Genomic DNA, 20,312 nt, shown 5'->3' with positions numbered 1-20,312 from the left:
TAATTTACTATAACGAAGACTTAAGCGTCTTTGTTAGCATTGATATAGTCAATAGCTGACTGAACAGTAGTAATTTTTTCTGCTTCTTCGTCAGGAATTTCAGTATCAAATTCTTCTTCTAACGCCATTACTAGCTCAACAGTGTCAAGTGAGTCTGCGCCCAAATCATCAACGAATGAAGCTTCAGCTTTTACTTCTTCTTCTTTTACGCCAAGTTGTTCAATGATAATTTTCTTAACGCGTTCTTCAATGTTACTCATAATTCTAGGTTTCCCTTAAACGTCACTAGATAGTCAAAGTGCCGCTAGTTTATTTTGCAAGGTACTAGCTTGCAAGCACCAGTTTAAACAAATTTTCTGGTCAAACCAGCGACATCCCAAATTCTTAATGTTCTATTTTTACATCCAAGTTCGGGGAAAATCCACCCCAAACACAGTTAAATTCACAATTTTCGTGAATTTAACCCATATACATACCACCATTTACATGGATAGTTTCGCCTGTAATATAGGCTGCACCGCTGCTCACTAAAAAGGCAACAGTGGCTGCTATTTCATCAGGTTCACCTAAACGGTTAGCAGGAATATCTTTAAAAATTGCGCTTTTTTGATCGTCCGTCAATGATTTTGTCATGTCGGTATCGATAAAACCAGGCGCAACAACGTTAATAGTTATACCACGAGAAGCCACTTCACGTGCCATAGATTTCGAAAAACCAATAACACCTGCTTTCGCTGCTGCGTAGTTTGCTTGCCCAGCATTACCCGAACTACCCACCACAGAACCGATATTTACGATACGGCCAAAGCGTTTCTTCATCATACCGCGAAGTACTGCTTTTGACAGCGTAAAAATGGCTGTAAGGTTGGTATTAATAATATCTTGCCATTCGTCATCTTTCATACGCATTAACAAGTTATCACGAGTAATACCTGCATTATTAACCAAAATATCAATGCCACCGAAGGTGTCATTAATTTCCTTGATTATAGCATCTATACTGTCTTTATCGGTAACATTTAGTGCAATGCCTTTGCCACCAAATTCAGATAAATACTCAGTAATTGCACTTGCACCACTGTCGCTTGTAGCCGTGCCCACAACCGTAGCACCTTGCGCTGCAAGCTGGCTGGCAATGGCTTTACCAATGCCTCGGCTTGCGCCGGTTACCAGTGCTACTTTGCCTTCTAACTGACTCATAGCGATTCCTTATTGTTTTAATGCTTCCACACTTTCTGGGGTGTTTACAGCAATGGATTCTAAACTTTTATTAATGCGTTTATTTAATCCAGAAAGTACTTTACCTGGGCCTACTTCAATAATGCGTTCAACACCTGCTGCGGCCAAGTACTCAACGGTACGCGTCCACTGAACGGGGCAATATAATTGACGTACCAACGCACTTTTTATTGATGCTCCATCGGTTTCAATGGTGACATCAACATTATTAATGATATTAATTGCAGGGGTGTGAACATTTAAAGTCGCCAGCGCATCTTCTAGCTTGTCAGCAGCGGGGCGCATAAGTTCGCAATGCGAAGGCACACTAACCGCTAATGGAAGCGCTCGCTTGGCACCGGCTTCTTTACATGCAGCAGCAGCTTGCTCAGCGGCCACCTTTTCACCGGCAATAACCACTTGGCCTGGCGAATTAAAGTTAACCGGAGACACTACATCGCCTGTGGCAATCGCCGTTTGGTGGCACACGTTGGCAATGGTGTTGTCGTCTAAGCCGATGATAGCATACATAGCACCTGCCCCTGCTGGCACCGCCTCTTGCATATATTGCCCACGCGCTTCAACTAGCTTTATCGCATCGGCGAAAGACATGGCACCGCCACACACTAAGGCTGAATATTCACCTAAACTGTGACCCGCTAAATAGCTCACTTCAATGCCTTGTGCTTCTAATATTCGCCAAGTAGCAACACTGGCGGCAAGTAAAGCTGGCTGGGTAATATGGGTTTCGTTCAATTTTCCTTCGGTGTCGTTTTGTACCAGATCCCAAAGATCGTAACCCAATACGTCTGAAGCGTCTTTGAAGGTATCTAAAACAGAAGGATGGCTGTCTGCCAACTCTTTAAGCATGCCCACAGATTGTGAACCCTGCCCAGGAAAGACGCAGGCTGTTTTTGTCATTGTTGTTCCTTGTTATTTTTTTGAGTACAACGAATCTCTTGAATACTACGAATTCATGAAGACTATTAAAAGAAACTAGTATCGTACCAGCGCAGATGCCCACGCAAAACCGCCGCCGAATGCTTCTAATAATAAATGTTGCCCACGCTGAATACGGCCATCGCGAATAGCGGTGTCTAATGCTGTGGGTACTGTGGCAGCCGAGGTATTACCGTATTTTTCTAACGTAACCACCACTTGGTCTAACGACATATCTAATTTCTTTGCTGTCGCTTTAATAATTCTGAAATTCGCCTGATGAGGCACTAGCCAATCCAGATCAGATTTTTGCATATTGTTGGCCGCAAGGGTTTGTTCGACCACTTCAGACAATTTATTCACGGCAACTTTGAAAACTTCGTTCCCGCGCATAACACCCCAATTTTCGTGAACAGATGCTTCATCACCACGTGTTGGGTTACCAACATAAAGTAAATCGCCGTAAGAGCCATCGGCGTTTATGTGAGTCGATAATATACCCGGCTCATCACTGGCTTCTATAATCGTGGCTCCAGCAGCATCGCCAAATAAAATGACCATAGTGCGATCTTCAGGTGCTATCAAGCGGCTAAGACAATCTGTACCGATAACTAAGATACGCTTAGCCATGCCAGATTTGATGTATTGGTCGGCCACACTTAACGCGTAGCAATAACCTGCACAGGCAGCTGCCACATCAAAAGCAGGAATACCGTTAATGCCTAAAATGCGCTGGATTTCACACGCAGTGCTAGGAAGTGCATAGCGTCCGCTAGTAGTAGCACACACTATCATATCAATTGATTGAGGGTCGATGCCTGCCATCTCTATGGCTTTCTTACTTGCCTCTGCACCCATGGTCGCAGCGGTTTCTTCAGCACCTATAATTCGGCGTTCTTTAATACCGGTTCTATCAGTGATCCATTCATCACTGGTATCAACCATAACTTCCAAATCGGCATTGGTTCGTATATCACTAGGGTAATAACTGCCGGTACCGATAAATCGAGAATATTTGCTCAAAGCTGCTCCAATAAAACCGTTTCTATCTTCGTTTTTATCTTGTCTGGAACTCGCATCTTTGCTTCTTTCATTGCTTGCACAATGGCGTAATAAAAGGCGTCTTTAGATGCATTTCCATGACTCTTGATAACAATGCCGCGCAATCCTATCAGACTCGCACCATTATACTGGTCGGGGTTCACGCTGTTATAGATAGATTTAAGCAATGGAAAAGCAATTTTGGCCATTAGCCGCGTATAAAAGTTCTTTTGTGACTGACGTTTCACTTCGTTGATAACCAATTTGGCCAACCCTTCGCTAGATTTAAGCGCGACATTGCCGGTAAAACCGTCAGTCACCACCACATCGGCTTTATCGGTAAAGATATCATTACCTTCTACATAGCCAATGTAGTTAATGCCTGGGGCATCTTTAAATAGTTGATCGGCTAACTTTACGTACGCATTCCCTTTTATATCTTCTTCGCCCACGTTCAATAACGCAACACGAGGAGAAGAAATACCCGCTGCTTCTTGCGCTAACACCGAACCCATCACACCGTACTGAAATAAAATTTCAGGCGTGCAATTAACATTTGCGCCTAAGTCGAGCAAGAAAACATTATGGTGACTCGCGGTGGGCATCATGCTGATAAGTGCTGGCCTATCAATACCCGATAAGGTTTTTAATAAATAGAACGATAAGGTTAACAGCGCACCAGTATTGCCTGCACTTACACATGCATCGGCTTCGTTGCTTTGAACATATTCAATCACACGGCGCATTGACGAGCGTTTTTTATTGCGTAACGCAGAGGTAGGCGCTTCACCCATTTCAACGACTTGGTCGCAATGAGATACGGTTACCCGACTTCGTTGAGAAGCGGTGAGATTTTCAATTGCTGGAGATATAACGGCTTGGTCGCCGCATAGCAGAAAATGAACGTCAGAATGAAGTTCAATGGCTTTAACAGCCGCAGAGAGGATAACAGGGGGACCATGATCGCCCCCCATGATATCTAACGCGATGGTTAGCTTAGACAAAATGTAGACGCCGTATTACGCGCCGACTACTTTATTGCCTTTGTAGTAACCGTCAGCTGTCACGTGGTGACGACGGTGTGTTTCACCCGACGTTGGGTCGACAGACAAAGTCGACGCAGTCAATGCATCGTGTGAACGACGCATACCACGCTTAGAGCGTGTTTTACGATTTTTTTGTACAGCCATAACTTACTCCTGGTCTCGCTTAAGTTCTTTCAAAACCGCGAAAGGGTTTTCTCGCTCTTGTTCCGGTTCAATCTTTCCGAACGACATATCATCTTTAGACACTGAGCACTCCTCCTCTGCATGAAGGGGTACGATGGGCAAAGATAAAAGCAACTCGTCTTCAAATATCTGAAGCAGATTAACTTCTCCGTGGTCGTTGACCTCTACCGGTTCGTAAGCCTCGGGTATTGGATCTTCTTCATTTCGCTCTTCTCCCTGCACTGGAGTAAAACAAAAATCCACATCAAGTGTGGTATCGAATTCACCATTACACCGCTGACAGAGAAGTGTTACCTGCGTGTCTAAATGACCGTGAAATACAGTAAGACCCTGCTCGTCTTTTTTGAACTGCACATCGACGTTCACAAATTCACTACATCGGACAACAGCCCCACCCAATCGTTCCATATCTTCAGACACAAGAACACCCCGATAATCGGAACGTTTCATAGCGCTGCTGGTCGGTTCGACCGTATGAGGGAGTTTCACTTTCTGCATAGGGCGCGCATTCTATAGATTCCACATCCCACTGTCAAAGATTTAATGGGCATTTTTGTATAATAATTTAGCGGTTTTGTACTTCTTTTCATGATCCGAATTTTAAGGGAATAACCCAAAATAACAAGTAAAAAGAATATGATGTGTATAAAATGGGGTACGGTTCGCAAAACAGCCTATTATCGAAAATGCCCAAGTGGGCAAAGGACATTACGCTCCTTTACTAAAACACGCTATATTTAGGGTAAGTTGTGATTACTATTAATGGGTAATTTGCAAGAAACAACTACATAAAAGGAATTTGGTGTTTAACTATTAACGCACATATAAACACACTTTCGTAAGAAGGCACGCACGCAAAGCAAAATTCGGTTAATTAACACTTAATGTAAGATTGAGGTTTTGTAGTATGACCACACTCGTTCTAGCTTCATCATCAAAATACCGCCAGCAATTGTTGTCGAATATTGGCATTCAAGCTGAAATAAGCAAACCAGATATAGATGAGACTCCCCTACCTAATGAAACTCCCCTTGCGTTGTGTAAACGTTTAGCATTCGAAAAAGCAAAAAAGATTGCACAACAACAGCCAGGTAGAATTGTGATTGGTAGCGACCAAGTTGCTTCTGTAGAAGGCACTGATGGCAAAATCATATTAGGAAAGCCCGGCACGGTAGAAAATGCGGTAGCGCAATTAAAAATGTGCCAAGGAAAATCTGTGTACTTCTATACCGCGATAAGTTTGTGTAAAACTGAAGACGACGAAGACCTACCCGACATCCTTACCAGCAATTTAGACACTATTACCCGAGCTGAAGAAACCTGTGTGTATTTTCGTAGTCATAAGGAAGCACAATTACGTGCTTATGTTGAAGCCGAAATGCCACTTGATTGCGCAGGAAGTTTCAAATGTGAAGGCATGGGGGCCTTATTGTTTGAACGCATTACCAGTCGTGACCCTAATACTTTAATAGGGCTTCCTGTGATGCTGCTGCATAATATGCTAGACAAACATTTTAATATCGATTTGCTAGACCTTGCTACTGCCAAAGCCTAGCGCTTGAAGATGTGCTTAACGAGAATTAGCTAGTGAAGATAGACAGCGAGAGCAGTATTCCTTCAACAGCTAATTTAAAAGCTAAACTAGCGAATTAAAAACTGTTGAAGCTCGCCTATAGAATGCACTATGGTTTCAGGCGCCAACGCTTCAAGGTGAACTTGTGCGTGCACCCCGTAAGAAACCCCTATTCTGCGCATACCAATAGATTTTGCCATTTGCATGTCGTAGGTAGTATCGCCAATCATAACGGCATCGTGGGCACTAATATTTAGCTCGTCTAAAATTTGCAGTAGCATGTCAGGTGACGGTTTCGACTGGGCGTCATCAGCGCACCGTGACGCACTGAAAAAGTGGCCAGTTCCGGTTTGCAACCAGGCTCTATCAAGACCTCTACGTGCTTTCCCTGTTGCGACAGCAAGAGTAGCCCCTTCAGCCTGTAACGCTGACAACAAATCGTCTACACCATTAAATAAAGGGCAAGGCGTAGCGTCATGGCTTACGAAGGCTTCTTTATAAGCCAGTACTAAACGCTCAGCAAGAGCATCATCATCGATGTTAAATAACTGCTTAATCGCAGGTTTTAAGCTAATTCCAATAATGTGACTTACCGCATCAGCACTAGGAACAGGCACATCACAGTGTTTTGCTGCTATTTGCATACAGTTAATAATTTTATCGGCGGAGTCCATTAAGGTGCCGTCCCAATCAAATATAACCAACTTATAGCGCATAGTTACTGCGATCCTTATTTATAAAAAAGACAAATTCAAATAACGAATAAATTTATTCAAGGGGTTTGCAACCAAGTACTACCTAATCCAGTCGCTTTATTTAACGTTGTACCGAATACCCTAAAAGCCTAATTACAAAGCTTTAAGGGTATTGGTTAAGGTGGCATCTAATGGCGCGGTAAATTTAACCCGCTCTTCTGTACCGGGGTGAATTAGCGAAATACTGTGTGCGTGCAAGAATAGGCGGTTTAACCCTTTTTGGCGCATAGTTTCGTCAAACTCGGTATCACCGTATTTAGGATCACACGCAATTGGATGCTCTGCGTGTAAACAGTGAACTCGGATTTGGTGGGTTCGACCAGTAATAGGTGATGCTTCTACCAATGTGGCGGCCTCGAATTTTTGCAATATCCGATAGCGGGTTTCAGATGGCTTACCATCTTCACTCACATTCACCATGCGTTCACCTGACTGCAATACATTCTTGCGAAGTGGCGCCTTCACTTTAAAGCGATTTTCAGGCCACTGCCCTGCCACTAATGCTTGGTAGCGCTTATCCATTTTACCGGTACGCAACTGCTCATGCATATGACGAAGCGCCGAACGTTTCTTAGCAATTAAAATACAGCCAGAGGTGTCTCTGTCTAAACGGTGCACCAATTCCATAAAATTAGCATCGGGGCGCAGTGCGCGTAAACCTTCAATTAAGCCAAAACTTAAACCACTGCCACCATGAACAGCAATGCCTGAAGGTTTATTAATTACAATAATGCGCTCGTCTTCAAATAATATTTGAGATTCTAGCGCTGCAATTTTATCGAGTTTTGGCGATGGCCCTGGTGTTCCTTCTGAAACACGCACAGGTGGGATACGCACGACATCATCGGCAACGAGTTTATATTCGGGTTTTACTCTACCCTTATTTACGCGCACTTCACCTTTACGCAAGATGCGATAAATCATACTTTTGGGCACGCCTTTTAATTGGGTGCGCAAAAAATTGTCTACACGTTGCCCTGCTAAATCGGGTTCAACGGTAACGAAACGGACTGATTGTTGGGTTTGTTCTTTCATAGACTCCATTATAACGCAATGCAAAAGCAGACCGATACAGAAACTTTGATGTGCCGTAAAAATAAAACCCTTTGACTACTTTTGATACTAAACGGGCATTTAGCACTGAAAAACCGTATTATCTGGGCTTATTTACCCTTGGCACCTTGCTTAAATTGAACCTTTGATGCCATAATGGAAGCTGTATTTTACGCGGCTAAACCATACCGGTAAAACACTACATTTAACATAGTGAGCATTTAGAGCTAGTTAATTCGTTACTCGCTTATTTCGCCATTATTGTTATCCATTAGAACAGCGTCACGTTCCAATTGCATTATTCAATGAACACGCAATTTTATATCTGGAACGAGAATTATAGAGGCAACGACTACACTGCCGTTAGATAATTCAGATGCTGTTTGCGAACATAAAATAAGTTCGCCGTTTAGCTAACAGAATTGAATTGACAAACAAGCGCCAGCCTAAGAGCGGTGTTTGTTAAAAAGATAGATAGAAATAAGGGTATGTCGCTCCCGACATCCTTAAGAACAATATAAAACGCGGAACGAGTAACGAAAAACGTTACATGCTGCGTAAGTTCAAGGATAATGCGGCGTTACAACAAGGTCCCCGTCCAATCGTGAGATTGCGCGGTGAGGGTTTGTACATGTCACTTTAATTTTGTATCTGGACGGCTGTATTAAAACAGAGTTAGATACAATGAAAAGAATGTTAATTAATGCAACTCAATTAGAAGAGTTGCGTGTTGCCCTTGTTGATGGGCAGCGTTTATACGATTTGGACATCGAAAGTCCTGGGCACGAACAGAAAAAAGCAAACATTTACAAAGGTAAAATAACCCGCGTTGAGCCAAGCCTCGAAGCGGCATTCGTAGACTACGGCGCAGATCGCCACGGTTTCCTACCCCTCAAAGAAATTGCGCGCACTTACTTCCCTAAAGGCTACCGATTCGAAGGCCGCCCAAACATTAAAGATGTGATTAAGGAAGGCCAAGAAGTTATCGTTCAGATTGATAAAGAAGAACGTGGTCAAAAAGGCGCAGCGCTTACCACATTCTTATCACTAGCGGGTAGCTACTTAGTATTAATGCCAAACAACCCTCGTGCTGGCGGTATTTCTCGTCGTATCGAAGGTGATGAACGTACAGAGCTTAAAGAATCTTTGAACAAACTAGACCTGCCTGATGGCATGGGTTTGATAGTTCGTACTGCGGGTGTGGGTAAATCTTACGAAGAGTTAGAGTGGGATTTAAAAGTATTACTTACCCATTGGGAAGCTATTTCTAACGTTGCTGAAGAGCGTGAAGCCCCCTTCCTAATTCACCAAGAAAGTAACGTTATTGTTCGTGCAATTCGTGACTATCTACGTCGTGATATTGGTGAAATATTAATTGATAAAACCAGCATCTATGAACAAGCATTGCAGCACATCCAACTTGTGCGCCCTGACTTTGCCAACCGCGTTAAGCTTTATCGTGGCGAAGTGCCTTTGTTCAGCCATTATCAAATTGAAAGCCAAATTGAGTCAGCCTTCCAACGTGAAGTTCGCTTGCCTTCTGGTGGTTCAATTGTTATCGATCCTACTGAAGCCCTTACCTCTATTGATATCAACTCTGCCCGTGCAACAAAAGGCGGTGATATTGAAGAAACAGCGTTCAATACTAACCTAGAAGCAGCGGACGAAATTGCCCGTCAATTACGTTTACGCGACTTAGGTGGCTTGGTCGTTATCGACTTTATCGATATGACCCCAGTGCGCCACCAACGTGAAGTTGAAAACCGCATGAAAGACGCGGTTCGCAGCGATCGTGCTCGTGTTCAATTAGGCCGTATCTCTCGCTTTGGCTTGCTTGAAATGTCACGTCAGCGTTTACGCCCATCATTGGGTGATTCAGCACATCATGTGTGCCCTCGCTGTTCAGGTCACGGCACCATTCGTGGTACCGAGTCATTAGCACTTTCTATTTTGCGAATTCTTGAAGAAGAAAGCATTAAAGAAAACACAGGCCAAATTGAAGCGCAGCTACCTGTATCGGTAGCAACCTACTTGCTTAACGAAAAGCGCAAAGCGATTCAAAGCTTAGAAAAACGTCATGGTGTTAACTTACTGCTTATCCCTAATGCCAACCTTGAAACACCTCACTATCAAGTCACTCGCCGCCGCCCAGATGATATTCTCGATGACGCAAGCTACGAAGTAGAGTTGATGCCTACGGTTGAAACAGAAACTGAAACTACAGCGTCAGCGCCGGTTAAACGTGAAGAGCCAGCATTAAAAGGGTTAGTTGCTCCTTCAGCTGCGCCAGTTGTTGCGCCTAAAGCAGAAGTACCTGCGGCTAAAGCTGAAAGTTCACCATCACTATTTGCCCGTATTGGTAAATGGTTAGGTGATGTACTTGGCGGTGAAGACGAAAAAGCGAAAGCTGAAGCTGAAGCGAAAGAAAAAGAGAAACAGAAGCAGTCTGAAAGCCGAAACAATCGTGGTGGCAATCAGTCTCGCAACCGCAATGGTGATGATCGTCGTCGTAAACCACGAAAGAATACCCGTCGTAACCAGCCTCAAAACAAAGACGGCGAACAAGAACAGCGTACGCCACGTTCTGAGCAAGACGACAAGCCACGCGCAAGTAACAATAAAGGCCGTAAGCCTCGTAAACCTCGTGACGAAACTCAGAAGCCTAAGCAAGAGCAAAGCAGAAATAACGCGCAAGACGAAGCGCCTAAGACACAAGAAAGCAAGTCTCAAGATGCTAAGCCTCAAGAAGCGCAGAAGAAGCAAGAAGTGGCCGAGCGCCGCAAACGAAGAGACATTCGTCGCAGCGTACGTGTGAAAAAAGATGACAATACACAGTCAAATGAAGCACCGGCTAGCAAACCAGTAAAATCTCTTGCAGTTGATAAGCCTAATCCAGCTAAATCAGCGCCTGCTGAAGTAGAAGAAGTTAAGGCTACGCCAGTTCAGTCAACTGATACAACAGCAGTTTCTGAATCAACAGCGCCAGTAAAAGAAGCTTCTCAACCTGCTGACGTTAACTCGACCACTGAACAAGATGTTCAAACATCTTCTGAACAATCGAGTAACGACACTGATGAAAACGGTCAAAAACGTGAAAGCCGTGGTCGTTCACGCCGCTCTCCTCGTCATGTTCGTGCCGCTGGTCAGCGCCGCAAGAAAGAAGCGCAGCAGTCTAATGATGACAGCAGCGAATCAGTAAGCGAACAGCCAGCAGCAAACGTTGAAACTTCACCATCACAGGAAGCACCAGCGTCAACGACGTCTGCCGCAGACACTAGTGAACCAGCACCTCGTGCAGAAGATACGCAAGCAGCTATGCCTGGTAAACTTGAGGCAGACACTGCGCATACTCAAAATGAGAATGTACAGCCTGCTGCTGTTGATACAAGTGCCGATAAGGCTGAAGCGCCTTCTGGTAGTGATAATGCACCTGCGTCTAAAACAGAAGACACCCAAGCCAGCAAGCCTGGTGTATTGGCCCCGTCGGATGAAAATGCAGTGCCAGCAACAACAGAAACTGCAACAGCCAAGCCGGCGCCTGAAGTAGTTCAAGACGAAATGCAGTTCGAGCTAGCTTCACCTAAAAGTGAAGCGGACACGGCTAAGCCAGCTAAAGCTGAAGTAGCCCCTGCTCCTACCACTGAAGCTGCACCTAAACAGGTTGAAATTAACCTAGGTGAAGCGTCTGATAAAGCAGCAACGGAAACAACTGAAAAGCCTGCGCCAAAAGCTAAGCCTAAGAAAGCGAAAGCTGTGATAACCAAGCCAATTATTACAGGCGCACCTGCAAGTAGCCGAGGCCGCATTAATGCATCTGCGCCAATGGCAGCACCTGCATCAGTTGATGATGCTTTCAATGACGTAGCGCTTACCGCTAAGTCAGACGATAGCCGACCTACCGTGGTAGTATCGGGTAGAAGCGCAACTATTGCGAAAGCAAGCGCAGCGGCATCAGCCCCAACAACATTGCCAGCCAGTGTTGATGAAAACGCCTAGCGTGATTAACACCCCTAGTTACTGATAGCGATAGTTACTGTTGACTATCGTTATTACTAAGGACTAAGGTTGTTTAAACATTACAAGAAGCCGCTTAATTGCGGCTTTTTTATTGGTCATTTGTATTGTTGAACTGTGGGAGTAAAGCGATGGAAAAAGTTAAACCCAGCTTGATTGATTGGTTAGCAAGCACAACCAAAAAAGAAGTGCGCTCCCCAACGCTTATTCAGTCACTGTGGAGTGGTTATGGCGCATGCTTTCGTGCCACCCTGTTTGATAAAGCTGATAACACTTCAATGCCTGTGGTGGCGAAGTGCGTTCAACCTTCTGTTGAAATCAGCCACCCTAAGGGATGGCAAAGCAACACCAGTCACATTAGAAAATGCCGATCATTTGAGGTAGAACACTACTTTTACACTCATTTGCAACCTAACACTAACGCAGACTGCTTAACCCCTATGTGCCTAGTATCAGCTAGCGGAACCAACGTACTTGAGAAGCCAGCTGCGAATCTAGTTGCCAAAGAAACCGTCAGCGCCGCTAACAATGCAGAGCTTAAGAGTGAAAACAATAGCAATGCGCATATCTTAGTGATGAACGACCTAGATGACGCGGGATATACAAAGCGTGTAACCTCGCTGAGTGCAAAACAAGCGCATTCGGTATTGCGTTGGCTGGCAGCATTTCATGCTCGCTTCATGGGTATTGTTGACACAAATGTCTGGCCCGAAGGCACTTACTGGCATTTGAGTACACGACAAGATGAATGGCAAGCCATGGTAGATGGGCCTTTAAAACGGGAAGCTAGCAGGTTGTCGAGTCAGCTTTCATCGGCACGCTTTCAAACCTTATTACACGGCGACGCCAAGGTTGCGAACTTTTGCTTTACCCCCGACTTTAACCAATGCGGTGGTGTAGATTTTCAATACACTGGATTAGGAGTAGGAATGAAAGACGTTGCTTACTTCATTGGCAGCGCGTTAAGTGAAAGCAGCCAACGAACCCACACTACTCACTGTTTGGATTATTATTTCGATTGCCTTCGCACAAAACTGATAGGCACACAGTATGAATCTCAACATCATGAAATAGAACAGGAATGGCGAGCGCTATATCCTATTGCCTGCGCTGATTTTAATCGTTTTTTAGCGGGTTGGAGTCCTGACCACTGGAAATTAAACGATGAATTAGCTCGGCAAACCAAAATAGCTTTGGCAACATTTATTTAATGATTTTCCCAAGGCAACCAGTGTAAAGACAGCCTGAGGCTTTCAAGCACATCGGCCTCATTTGGCTGCTGATATCCGTAAACCCGAATACCGAAAATAGCCATCATGACCGACGTGGCATACACCTCACTCAGCGCTTCACCGTATTCGCTGGCAATCGCCAGTTTGTACTGCGCTTTAGTACGGCTTAAGTAGTCTCCAGCAAGCTTAGCGAGCTTAGGCTCCGTACTGGTAAGTTCTAATTGGGTTTTAATGATAAAGCAGCTTGCGTAGTCTTTCTTCCCTCTTGCTGCCACCATGTCGGTCAGCAGCATAACAATGCCCTCACCTGTGCCATGTGACATCGCAAGCTTCATTTTGTCAGCGCTACGCTGTGCGTAACGTTCCAAACTGGCAATAAACAGCTGCTCTTTATTTCCAAAGCTATTGTATAAGCTACCAGGTTTTAACCCTGTGCTAGCAGTGACATCTTGCATCGATGTGCCATGGTAGCCTTGCTGCCAAAACAGCATAATCGTTTTATCCAGAATACTGTCTTTATCAAATTGCGCTCTAGCCATCACAGTCGCCATTTTTTTCTTATGCTTTACTTATTTACATAATAGCAATTTTGAACAAACACTCAAAAAGTTATTGAACCCTACTGCAAACTCCTTTATCGTTTTGAATAATCATTCAAAATATGAAAGTCTATTTTTAGACCATCGGTAAAACCCACTCGTATTATTCGCTCACTTATCTTGCTCATTAGAAGAGGACACCTTATGAAACGATTTATTACTGCAGTACTACTCACACTGCCGTTATTTTCAACCTATGCCCAACAGCAGGCAGACAGCACTATGAAGACGGCTCAACCTTCTGCCCCAAAAGTTATTTTCTTCGATGTGAATGAAACCCTGCTAGACCTGACTGCGATGCGAAGCTCAGTGGGAGAAGCATTAGGCGGGCGTAATGAATTACTCCCTTTGTGGTTTTCAACCATGTTGCATCACTCATTGGTAGACTCTACCACCCAACGTTTTCACACTTTCGGTGAAATTGGTGTGGCGTCATTGCTAATGGTGGCTGAAATAGAAGGCATCTCGCTTACTCAAGAACAAGCGAAAACGGCCATTGTTACCCCACTTCGCAGTTTGCCACCACACCCAGATGTACGCAGTGGTTTACAAGCGTTAAAAGACAAAGGGTATACACTGGTAAGCTTGACCAACTCTTCAAACAAAGGCGTTTATACCCAGTTTAAAAACGCTAACTTACTGGATTTTTTTGAACACCGCTTAAGTGTTGAAGATATCAACCTATACAAACCTGATCTTCGCACTTACGCATGGGCCGCTGAAAAAATGGGGGTTAAACCCGAAGATGCGATGCTAGTTGCTGCACATGGTTGGGATATTGCTGGCGCTAAACAAGCCAGTTGGCAAGCCGCCTTTATTGCCCGCCCTGGAAAGGTATTGTATCCACTGGCTATTGCACCCGATTACAACGTAAATGACCTTAACGAATTGGTAGACATGCTACCTAAGCAACAATAATTACCGGTTATTTTAGGGCGGGTGTTTACCCGCCCTAATTAACTACCTGCCCTAATTAACTACCCGCCCTAAATACCCAGGCGATACTTGAATCAAACTACGGCGTTACGCTTCATGTCCACATGGGGGATATCATCTTCTAGATACACTTGAGATGTTTGCACAAAACCAAACTTTCGATAAAACGCTAACAGGTATTCTTGTGCACCAATTTCAATATCCTCTTTCGGCCACAGGTTTTCACACTGCTTTATCGCCTCAGTTAACAAGCTTATACCCGCACCATTGCCTCTGAAGTCAGCATGGGTAGCCACTCTGCCAATGCTTACCCCAGGATAACTCACCCCCGCAGGGATCAAACGGGCATAAGCGACTAGTTTGTCGTTAGTAAAGCCCAACAAATGCCGCGTATCGCTATGTCTGTCTTTTTCATCAAGCTCAGGGTATGGGCACGTTTGTTCTACCACAAATACATCAACTCGCAGTTTCATAAGCTCGAACAACTGATGGGTATTGAGCTGACTAAATGTTAATACTTTCCAAGAAATCATAAGGCTGGTTATTTACTCTTTATTTATGGGGCTAGTTTTATCAAACCTGTATGAAGATAGCACTAAAAAATGAACGGTTGAATCAATGAACCAAATGGAATTTGAACCGTCATAACAAATACCTGTTAGCCACGAGTGTGGCACTTCTCTTCGCAAAGGTAATTTATGTTTAATCGCAAACTCGCATCCCTCGCGGTAGTGGCAACGGTATTGCCGTTTTTATTCGCTTGCACGTCGCAAGATTTGTACGAAGCTACGCAAGAGAACCGCCTTCAAGAATGCCGTAAACTTTATGGCGCACAACGAGAAGAGTGCGAAGCTCAGTATCAAAAAAGTTATGACACCTACGAACGAGAAAGAAACGAAGTCATTAATGAGGGTATTAACCAGGGTAAGTAAAAGTAACGTATCAATCGTTATTCAACGTTTAGGTACAACGCTTTTAAAAAGCGTGATTCGGAGCTCGTATTAACAGCTTGCTGAACGGATTGTTGCACAGCTTATTTAATATTAGCGTGAGAATACGAATTCAAGTACACATCTTTTGTTAGTGTATTTTTGACATATTCCACGAATTTCTTCACTTTTTCTAGGTTATGACGCCCTTCAAGACTGACTACTTGTATAGGTAGTTTTTCATCGTTAAATTCATCTAACACACTGACTAATTCGCCCTTTTCTATTGCATCCGCTACTTGATAAGACATCAGGCGCGTGATGCCTAGCCCAGATTTTGCGGCGCTAATTGTCGAACGATTTTGATTACATTCAAATCTAGGCTGTAAACGGATGGCTACCGTTTTACCATTACGTTTGAAATTCCACACCGGCGGCTCCTTGAAGTCACTCGGGTACAGCAAAGTATGATGTTTTAAATCTTCCGGTGTTTTTAGGTTTGGTGCATTAGCTAAATAGTCTGGCGATGCTACCGTTACCTTTCTTACGTACCCCACAGTAGTGGCATATAATCCAGAGTCTTTCGGCTTACTAATTCTTATTGCCACATCAATTTTTGTATCGAGTAGATCAACAATGTTGTCGTACATATAGCCATGCACATTTACTTCAGGAAAGTCTCGTAAAAACTGAGCAATGATAGGTGTAATGTAAAGCTCACCAAATAACACGGGCGCCGTTACACTCAGCGTACCCTTTGGCAATAACTGAACACCCGCAATTGCAGCTTCACTTTGTGCTATGTCTGCCAATATTCTCTGTACGTCATTAAGGTATTGTATGCCCGCTTCGGTTAATCGAATACGACGAGTTGTACGATGGAACAATCGCGTGTTCAACTGTGCTTCTAAAGTAGCGATAGCCCGCGTTACCGCCGGAGCCGACATCGACAATTGCTCGGCAGCGCTTACAAAACTGCCAAGCTTGGCTGCTTCCGCAAACACTGACATTGCTTGTATTCTATCCATACCGAGTCGTTTTACTCATTCCTAATAGGGTTTACCAACTATTCTACACTTTTATTATTTCAAATAATGAAATTATAAATTTCAAAATTGAGTAATTATTTATTTTTAGCAAGCAATCATACTCACTGCAATATAAATAAACAGGATGAGCTTATGAGACCTCCACTTCCCCCTTTTACCAAAGAAACTGCTATTGAAAAAATTCGCCTGGCTGAAGATGCTTGGAATAGTCGTTCTCCTGTGCGAGTAGCTGCAGCGTACACGGCTGATTGTCAGTGGCGAAATCGTGCTGAGTTTATTACCGGAACGGCTCAAATCGAGGCTTTTTTAACACGAAAATGGGCCAGAGAACTTAACTATAAATTGGTAAAAGCGCTGTGGGCGCATACTGAAAATCGTATTGCTGTTCGCTTTGCTTATGAGTTTCAAGATGAAACAGGTCAATGGTTTAGGGCTTATGGCAACGAAAACTGGGAGTTTAATCCGGAAGGCTTAATGCAGCGCCGCATAGCCAGTATTAACGACCACCCTATCAATGCCAATGAACGTAAACTGACTTGGGAAGGCGATAGCCGTCCAGATGACTTTCCAAGCCTTACAGAACTTGATTTATAAGGAGAGTGTTGATGACTTCATTACCGAAAAATGCCCCAAATAGCACAATGAAAGACGCACCTATTATTCACTATCGAAACCCAAAATCTGGGCATTGTCATAAAGTGGAATTGTTTATGTCGCTGCTCGGTATTAGCTACATTAATCACGAACTTGATATGGTTAACGGCGCGCACAAATCGGCCGACTTTATTACCAAGAACCCTTTCGGGCAGGTACCAGTGATTGTTGATGGTGAACACACAGTGTCAGACTCCAACGCTATTATTGTCTATTTAGCAGATACTTACGGCAGTATTTATCCTTGGATGGGGGCGACACCTATTGAAAAGGCCCGTGTACAACGCTGGCTTTCAGTGGCTTCAGGTGAGCTTGCCAAAGGCCCAGCCGCACTTCGTCTTGAGTATGTATTTGGTGCCAATATTGATGTAGCCAGCGCATTAGCAATAACTGAAACCTTGCTAAAAGTGATGGAAGATACTTTATCCGACACCAAATCATACTTGGCTACCGACTCGCTGACGCTTGGGGATATTGCCATGTACAGTTACATAGCCCATGCACCTGAAGGGGGTGTTTCGTTGCAACCCTACCCCGCTATTCGCGCTTGGGTTAACCGCATTGAATCGCTAGCTAATTTCATTCCTATGGCCAGTTCTCCCATAGTGGAGTGTAGGCTGTAGGATTTGTTATGAGCAGCGCTAATACTAGTAATGCGAGTGTCTTTCATACTGAGGAATATCGCATTCAGCAACGCTTAGGCGTTGCTGAGCGTATGGATGAGCAGATGAAAGGCTTCATACGCCCTTTTATGCCAGCGCAGCACCGCGCATTTTTTTGCAGTAGCCCATTCATGATGGCTGGCCTTGTGGATAGTCAGGGGCATCCCTGGGCTATACCACTTTGGGGTGACCATACCACTGTTGACGACCACCACTATATTCAGTCGCCATCACCCACTCAGCTTTCACTTGCCTTAAACGATAATGTAACTTGGTTAATTAATGATGTCGCATTGTTAGATGTTAATACTGGCAGTAAAATTGCGCTACTTGGGTTACAACTCAGCACTCGCCGCCGTAATAGGCTCAACGGACTAATAATGCACAATAGGGGTGGCGTAATACGCGTGCAAGTAGAGCAAAGTTATGGAAACTGCCCTCAGTATATTCACCCTCGAGATACCTTGCACCGTGATGTTGCGCCTACACTGGCTGCCAGCTCAAGCACGAATTCAAACGTTAAGGCTCAGTATGTGCAATCTAATGGGTTAAGGAAGAAAGATGTTTTGCTAATCGCTCGGGCGGATACATTTTACATTGCCTCAAGGCACCATGACTTTACCGACGACCCTCGCCACGGACTGGATGTATCACATCGAGGCGGTAAGCCTGGCTTTATTTACGTAGATGACAGTAGCTTGTTGTTTCCTGACTTTAGTGGGAATAAGTTTTTTAATACTCTAGGCAACATCGAATCAGATGGGCGGGTAGGTTTATGCTTTGTTGATGATAGCAATGGAGATATCTTGTTCGTTAATGGCAAAGCATCTATCTTGTGGTCTCACCCAAAACTGGAAGCGTTCGCTGGCGCGGAGCGGTTTGTACAAGTATCCATTCAAGACGTTACCCGGGTTTTTAGTCTTTACCCTTTCGAGCACCCTATCATTGAAAGGTCAATTAACACTGAGCATACCGGCGTGTGGTGAAATACGCATTGTTACTAATCACAACACTGCACTAACTCGATGCATCTGCCACTTATTGTCGCGTCACACCATTAACGCCAAAACGCCTCCCCTGCTTCATGCAGCTTATTTATCTATCATTTTCCATTACACACCTGTACATGAACACAAAGTAAAAACGTAAATTACCCTCTACTATTAATAACTTAAGCTATTTAGTTGAATACCATAACTTTAAACTAAGGCGTGTTTTTTGCATTGCTTTGACTTAATGTAGTTTTGACTTATGTAGCTTTGCACATAAGCCCACTCTAGGCAGCGTCATTAATTAGCTGTATTTCAGACTGAATGCGTTTTCCGCGCTTATTCCAAAAAAATAACACCGAGGCCATATGCAAGAATTTATAAAAAAGATGCCAAAAGCCGAACTACATGTTCATATTGAAGGCACATTAGAGCCCGAGCTAAGCTTTGCATTAGCGCAGAAAAATGGCATAAAACTGAGTGCTGAAACCCCAGAGCAAATGATTGCTGCTTATAATTTTCACGACCTTCCCTCTTTTTTAGATATTTACTACGCAGGTATGAGTGTATTAGTTGAAGAAGAAGACTTTTACGCACTTACCATGGCTTACTTTGAAAAAGCAGCGGCGCAGCACATTGTATATGTGGAACTCTTTTTCGACCCACAAGCGCATACTTCCAGAGGTGTAGATTTTGATACTGTGATTAATGGTATCTATTGCGCACAACAAGACGCAAGCACTAAATTTGGTGTGCAAAGTAACCTTATACTGTGTTTTCTTCGCGATATGTCGGCCGAGTCCGCCATGAAACATTTAACTATGGCTGAACCGCATCTCAGTAAACTCATTGGCGTAGGATTAGATTCAGATGAACACAATAACCCACCCTCTAAGTTTGCCGAGGTGTTTGCCAAAGCCCGTGAGTGGGGACTAAAACTCACTATGCATTGCGATGTGAATCAGCAAAATACCCTAGAACATATTCGCCAAGTACTAGAAGATATAGATGTAGACAGAATAGATCACGGCGTAAATATTTTAGCATCAGACGCGTTATGCGAATTAGTGAAGCAAAAAAATATTGGGTTAACGGTTTGCCCTGTGTCTAACCAATTCGTGGTGCAATCACTAACCTCAACTGAAATAAAAGCCATGCTTGAACGTGGGTTAATGCCAACGATTAACTCAGACGATCCTTCTTATTTCAGAGCGTATTTAAATGAAAACCTTATTGCACTTCAGCAAGAAGGGGGATTCAGCGAAGATGAGCTAAGTACGCTAGTGGCAAACAGCTTTAAAGCAAGCTGGCTGAGTACTACTGAGAAAGCCCAATTTTTAGCTGGGCTTGATGATTATATAGATAAATGTGCGTAACGCGTAAGGTTAGGCGTCGCGTAGGTAATTCGCTTTTTGCGTAAGTAAACAGGGCTAACACTGT

21 protein-coding genes are annotated in these 20,312 nt (G+C 43.9%); 9 read left to right on the top strand and 12 right to left on the bottom strand.

Translation table 11 applies throughout. The annotated features are described in order from the left end of the window. Positions 1-20: 20 nt before the first annotated feature. The 7 genes from acpP to yceD form a co-directional block, all read right to left on the bottom strand. Positions 21-260, bottom strand: coding sequence for an acyl carrier protein (gene acpP / locus KYS23_RS11265; protein WP_013784457.1), 240 nt, complete (start codon positions 258-260; stop codon positions 21-23). A 199-nt stretch (positions 261-459) separates the two neighbouring features. After that, positions 460-1,200: a 3-oxoacyl-ACP reductase FabG gene (gene fabG / locus KYS23_RS11260; protein ID WP_057792377.1), complete on the bottom strand. Its 741-nt coding sequence runs from the start codon at positions 1,198-1,200 to the stop codon at positions 460-462. Positions 1,201-1,209: 9 nt separating this feature from the next. After that, positions 1,210-2,139, bottom strand: a complete 930-nt coding sequence (gene fabD / locus KYS23_RS11255; protein ID WP_159530840.1) for an ACP S-malonyltransferase — start codon at positions 2,137-2,139, stop codon at positions 1,210-1,212. A gap of 75 nt (positions 2,140-2,214) precedes the next feature. After that, a complete protein-coding gene (locus KYS23_RS11250) occupies positions 2,215-3,180 on the bottom strand; it encodes a beta-ketoacyl-ACP synthase III (RefSeq protein WP_013784460.1) in 966 nt (321 codons plus the stop codon). Next, positions 3,177-4,202 (bottom strand): phosphate acyltransferase PlsX, encoded by a 1,026-nt coding sequence (gene plsX / locus KYS23_RS11245; RefSeq protein ID WP_218418737.1) that lies wholly within the window; start codon positions 4,200-4,202, stop codon positions 3,177-3,179. Before plsX ends, KYS23_RS11250 begins: the two co-directional genes overlap by 4 nt. 15 nt (positions 4,203-4,217) lie before the next feature. Continuing rightward, positions 4,218-4,388, bottom strand: coding sequence for a 50S ribosomal protein L32 (gene rpmF, locus KYS23_RS11240; RefSeq protein WP_013784462.1), 171 nt, complete (start codon positions 4,386-4,388; stop codon positions 4,218-4,220). Between the two features lie 3 nt (positions 4,389-4,391). After that, the gene (gene yceD, locus KYS23_RS11235) at positions 4,392-4,925 is read right to left on the bottom strand and encodes a 23S rRNA accumulation protein YceD (RefSeq protein WP_159530844.1); all 534 of its coding nucleotides are present in this window, start codon (positions 4,923-4,925) and stop codon (positions 4,392-4,394) included. Between the two features lie 409 nt (positions 4,926-5,334). Between yceD and KYS23_RS11230 the strand changes: the two genes are divergently transcribed. Then, entirely contained in the window at positions 5,335-5,982 is a 648-nt protein-coding gene (locus KYS23_RS11230; RefSeq protein ID WP_159530847.1) for a Maf family protein, read from the top strand. 86 nt (positions 5,983-6,068) lie between these two features. On the opposite strand, the gene KYS23_RS11225 is transcribed toward KYS23_RS11230, so the two are convergent. Then, on the bottom strand, positions 6,069-6,716 hold the full coding sequence (locus KYS23_RS11225; RefSeq protein WP_159530849.1) for an HAD-IA family hydrolase: 648 nt from the start codon (positions 6,714-6,716) through the stop codon (positions 6,069-6,071). Positions 6,717-6,848: 132 nt separating this feature from the next. Continuing rightward, positions 6,849-7,790, bottom strand: coding sequence for a 23S rRNA pseudouridine(955/2504/2580) synthase RluC (rluC, locus tag KYS23_RS11220; protein WP_159530851.1), 942 nt, complete (start codon positions 7,788-7,790; stop codon positions 6,849-6,851). Positions 7,791-8,492: 702 nt separating this feature from the next. Here rluC and rne point away from each other — a divergent pair. Further along, complete coding sequence (rne, locus tag KYS23_RS11215) at positions 8,493-11,804, top strand: ribonuclease E (RefSeq protein ID WP_218418735.1); 3,312 nt, start codon at positions 8,493-8,495, stop codon at positions 11,802-11,804. A gap of 149 nt (positions 11,805-11,953) precedes the next feature. Further along, positions 11,954-13,033: an oxidoreductase family protein gene (locus tag KYS23_RS11210; RefSeq protein WP_159530855.1), complete on the top strand. Its 1,080-nt coding sequence runs from the start codon at positions 11,954-11,956 to the stop codon at positions 13,031-13,033. Here KYS23_RS11210 and KYS23_RS11205 read toward each other — a convergent pair. Then, on the bottom strand, positions 13,030-13,605 hold the full coding sequence (locus KYS23_RS11205; RefSeq protein WP_218418733.1) for a TetR/AcrR family transcriptional regulator: 576 nt from the start codon (positions 13,603-13,605) through the stop codon (positions 13,030-13,032). The two genes, KYS23_RS11210 and KYS23_RS11205, sit on opposite strands and share 4 nt — an antisense overlap. A 192-nt stretch (positions 13,606-13,797) precedes the next feature. Between KYS23_RS11205 and KYS23_RS11200 the strand changes: the two genes are divergently transcribed. Further along, positions 13,798-14,571: a haloacid dehalogenase type II gene (locus KYS23_RS11200; RefSeq protein WP_218418731.1), complete on the top strand. Its 774-nt coding sequence runs from the start codon at positions 13,798-13,800 to the stop codon at positions 14,569-14,571. 92 nt (positions 14,572-14,663) lie between these two features. On the opposite strand, the gene KYS23_RS11195 is transcribed toward KYS23_RS11200, so the two are convergent. Next, complete coding sequence (locus KYS23_RS11195; RefSeq protein ID WP_159530861.1) at positions 14,664-15,122, bottom strand: GNAT family N-acetyltransferase; 459 nt, start codon at positions 15,120-15,122, stop codon at positions 14,664-14,666. 165 nt (positions 15,123-15,287) lie between these two features. On the opposite strand from KYS23_RS11195, the gene KYS23_RS11190 reads away from it, so the two are divergent. Next, the gene (locus KYS23_RS11190) at positions 15,288-15,521 is read left to right on the top strand and encodes a hypothetical protein (protein ID WP_159530863.1); all 234 of its coding nucleotides are present in this window, start codon (positions 15,288-15,290) and stop codon (positions 15,519-15,521) included. 101 nt (positions 15,522-15,622) lie between these two features. On the opposite strand, the gene KYS23_RS11185 is transcribed toward KYS23_RS11190, so the two are convergent. After that, positions 15,623-16,546, bottom strand: coding sequence for a LysR family transcriptional regulator (locus KYS23_RS11185; RefSeq protein WP_218397308.1), 924 nt, complete (start codon positions 16,544-16,546; stop codon positions 15,623-15,625). 153 nt (positions 16,547-16,699) lie between these two features. On the opposite strand from KYS23_RS11185, the gene KYS23_RS11180 reads away from it, so the two are divergent. From KYS23_RS11180 to add, 4 genes are all read left to right on the top strand, one after another. Next, positions 16,700-17,161, top strand: coding sequence for a nuclear transport factor 2 family protein (locus KYS23_RS11180; protein ID WP_159530867.1), 462 nt, complete (start codon positions 16,700-16,702; stop codon positions 17,159-17,161). A gap of 11 nt (positions 17,162-17,172) precedes the next feature. Further along, complete coding sequence (locus tag KYS23_RS11175) at positions 17,173-17,844, top strand: glutathione S-transferase (RefSeq protein WP_218418723.1); 672 nt, start codon at positions 17,173-17,175, stop codon at positions 17,842-17,844. A gap of 8 nt (positions 17,845-17,852) precedes the next feature. Next, entirely contained in the window at positions 17,853-18,869 is a 1,017-nt protein-coding gene (locus KYS23_RS11170) for a pyridoxamine 5'-phosphate oxidase family protein (protein ID WP_218418722.1), read from the top strand. Positions 18,870-19,240: 371 nt separating this feature from the next. Beyond that, positions 19,241-20,248, top strand: a complete 1,008-nt coding sequence (gene add, locus KYS23_RS11165; protein WP_218418713.1) for an adenosine deaminase — start codon at positions 19,241-19,243, stop codon at positions 20,246-20,248. Positions 20,249-20,312 lie beyond the last annotated feature (64 nt).

The sequence above is a fragment of the Alteromonas lipotrueae genome, from assembly GCF_019249255.1.
GTDB classification, from domain to species: Bacteria; Pseudomonadota; Gammaproteobacteria; order Enterobacterales; family Alteromonadaceae; genus Alteromonas; species Alteromonas lipotrueae.
Note: the sequence above shows the minus strand (reverse complement) of the source record. Positions and strands in the feature narration are given on the sequence as shown.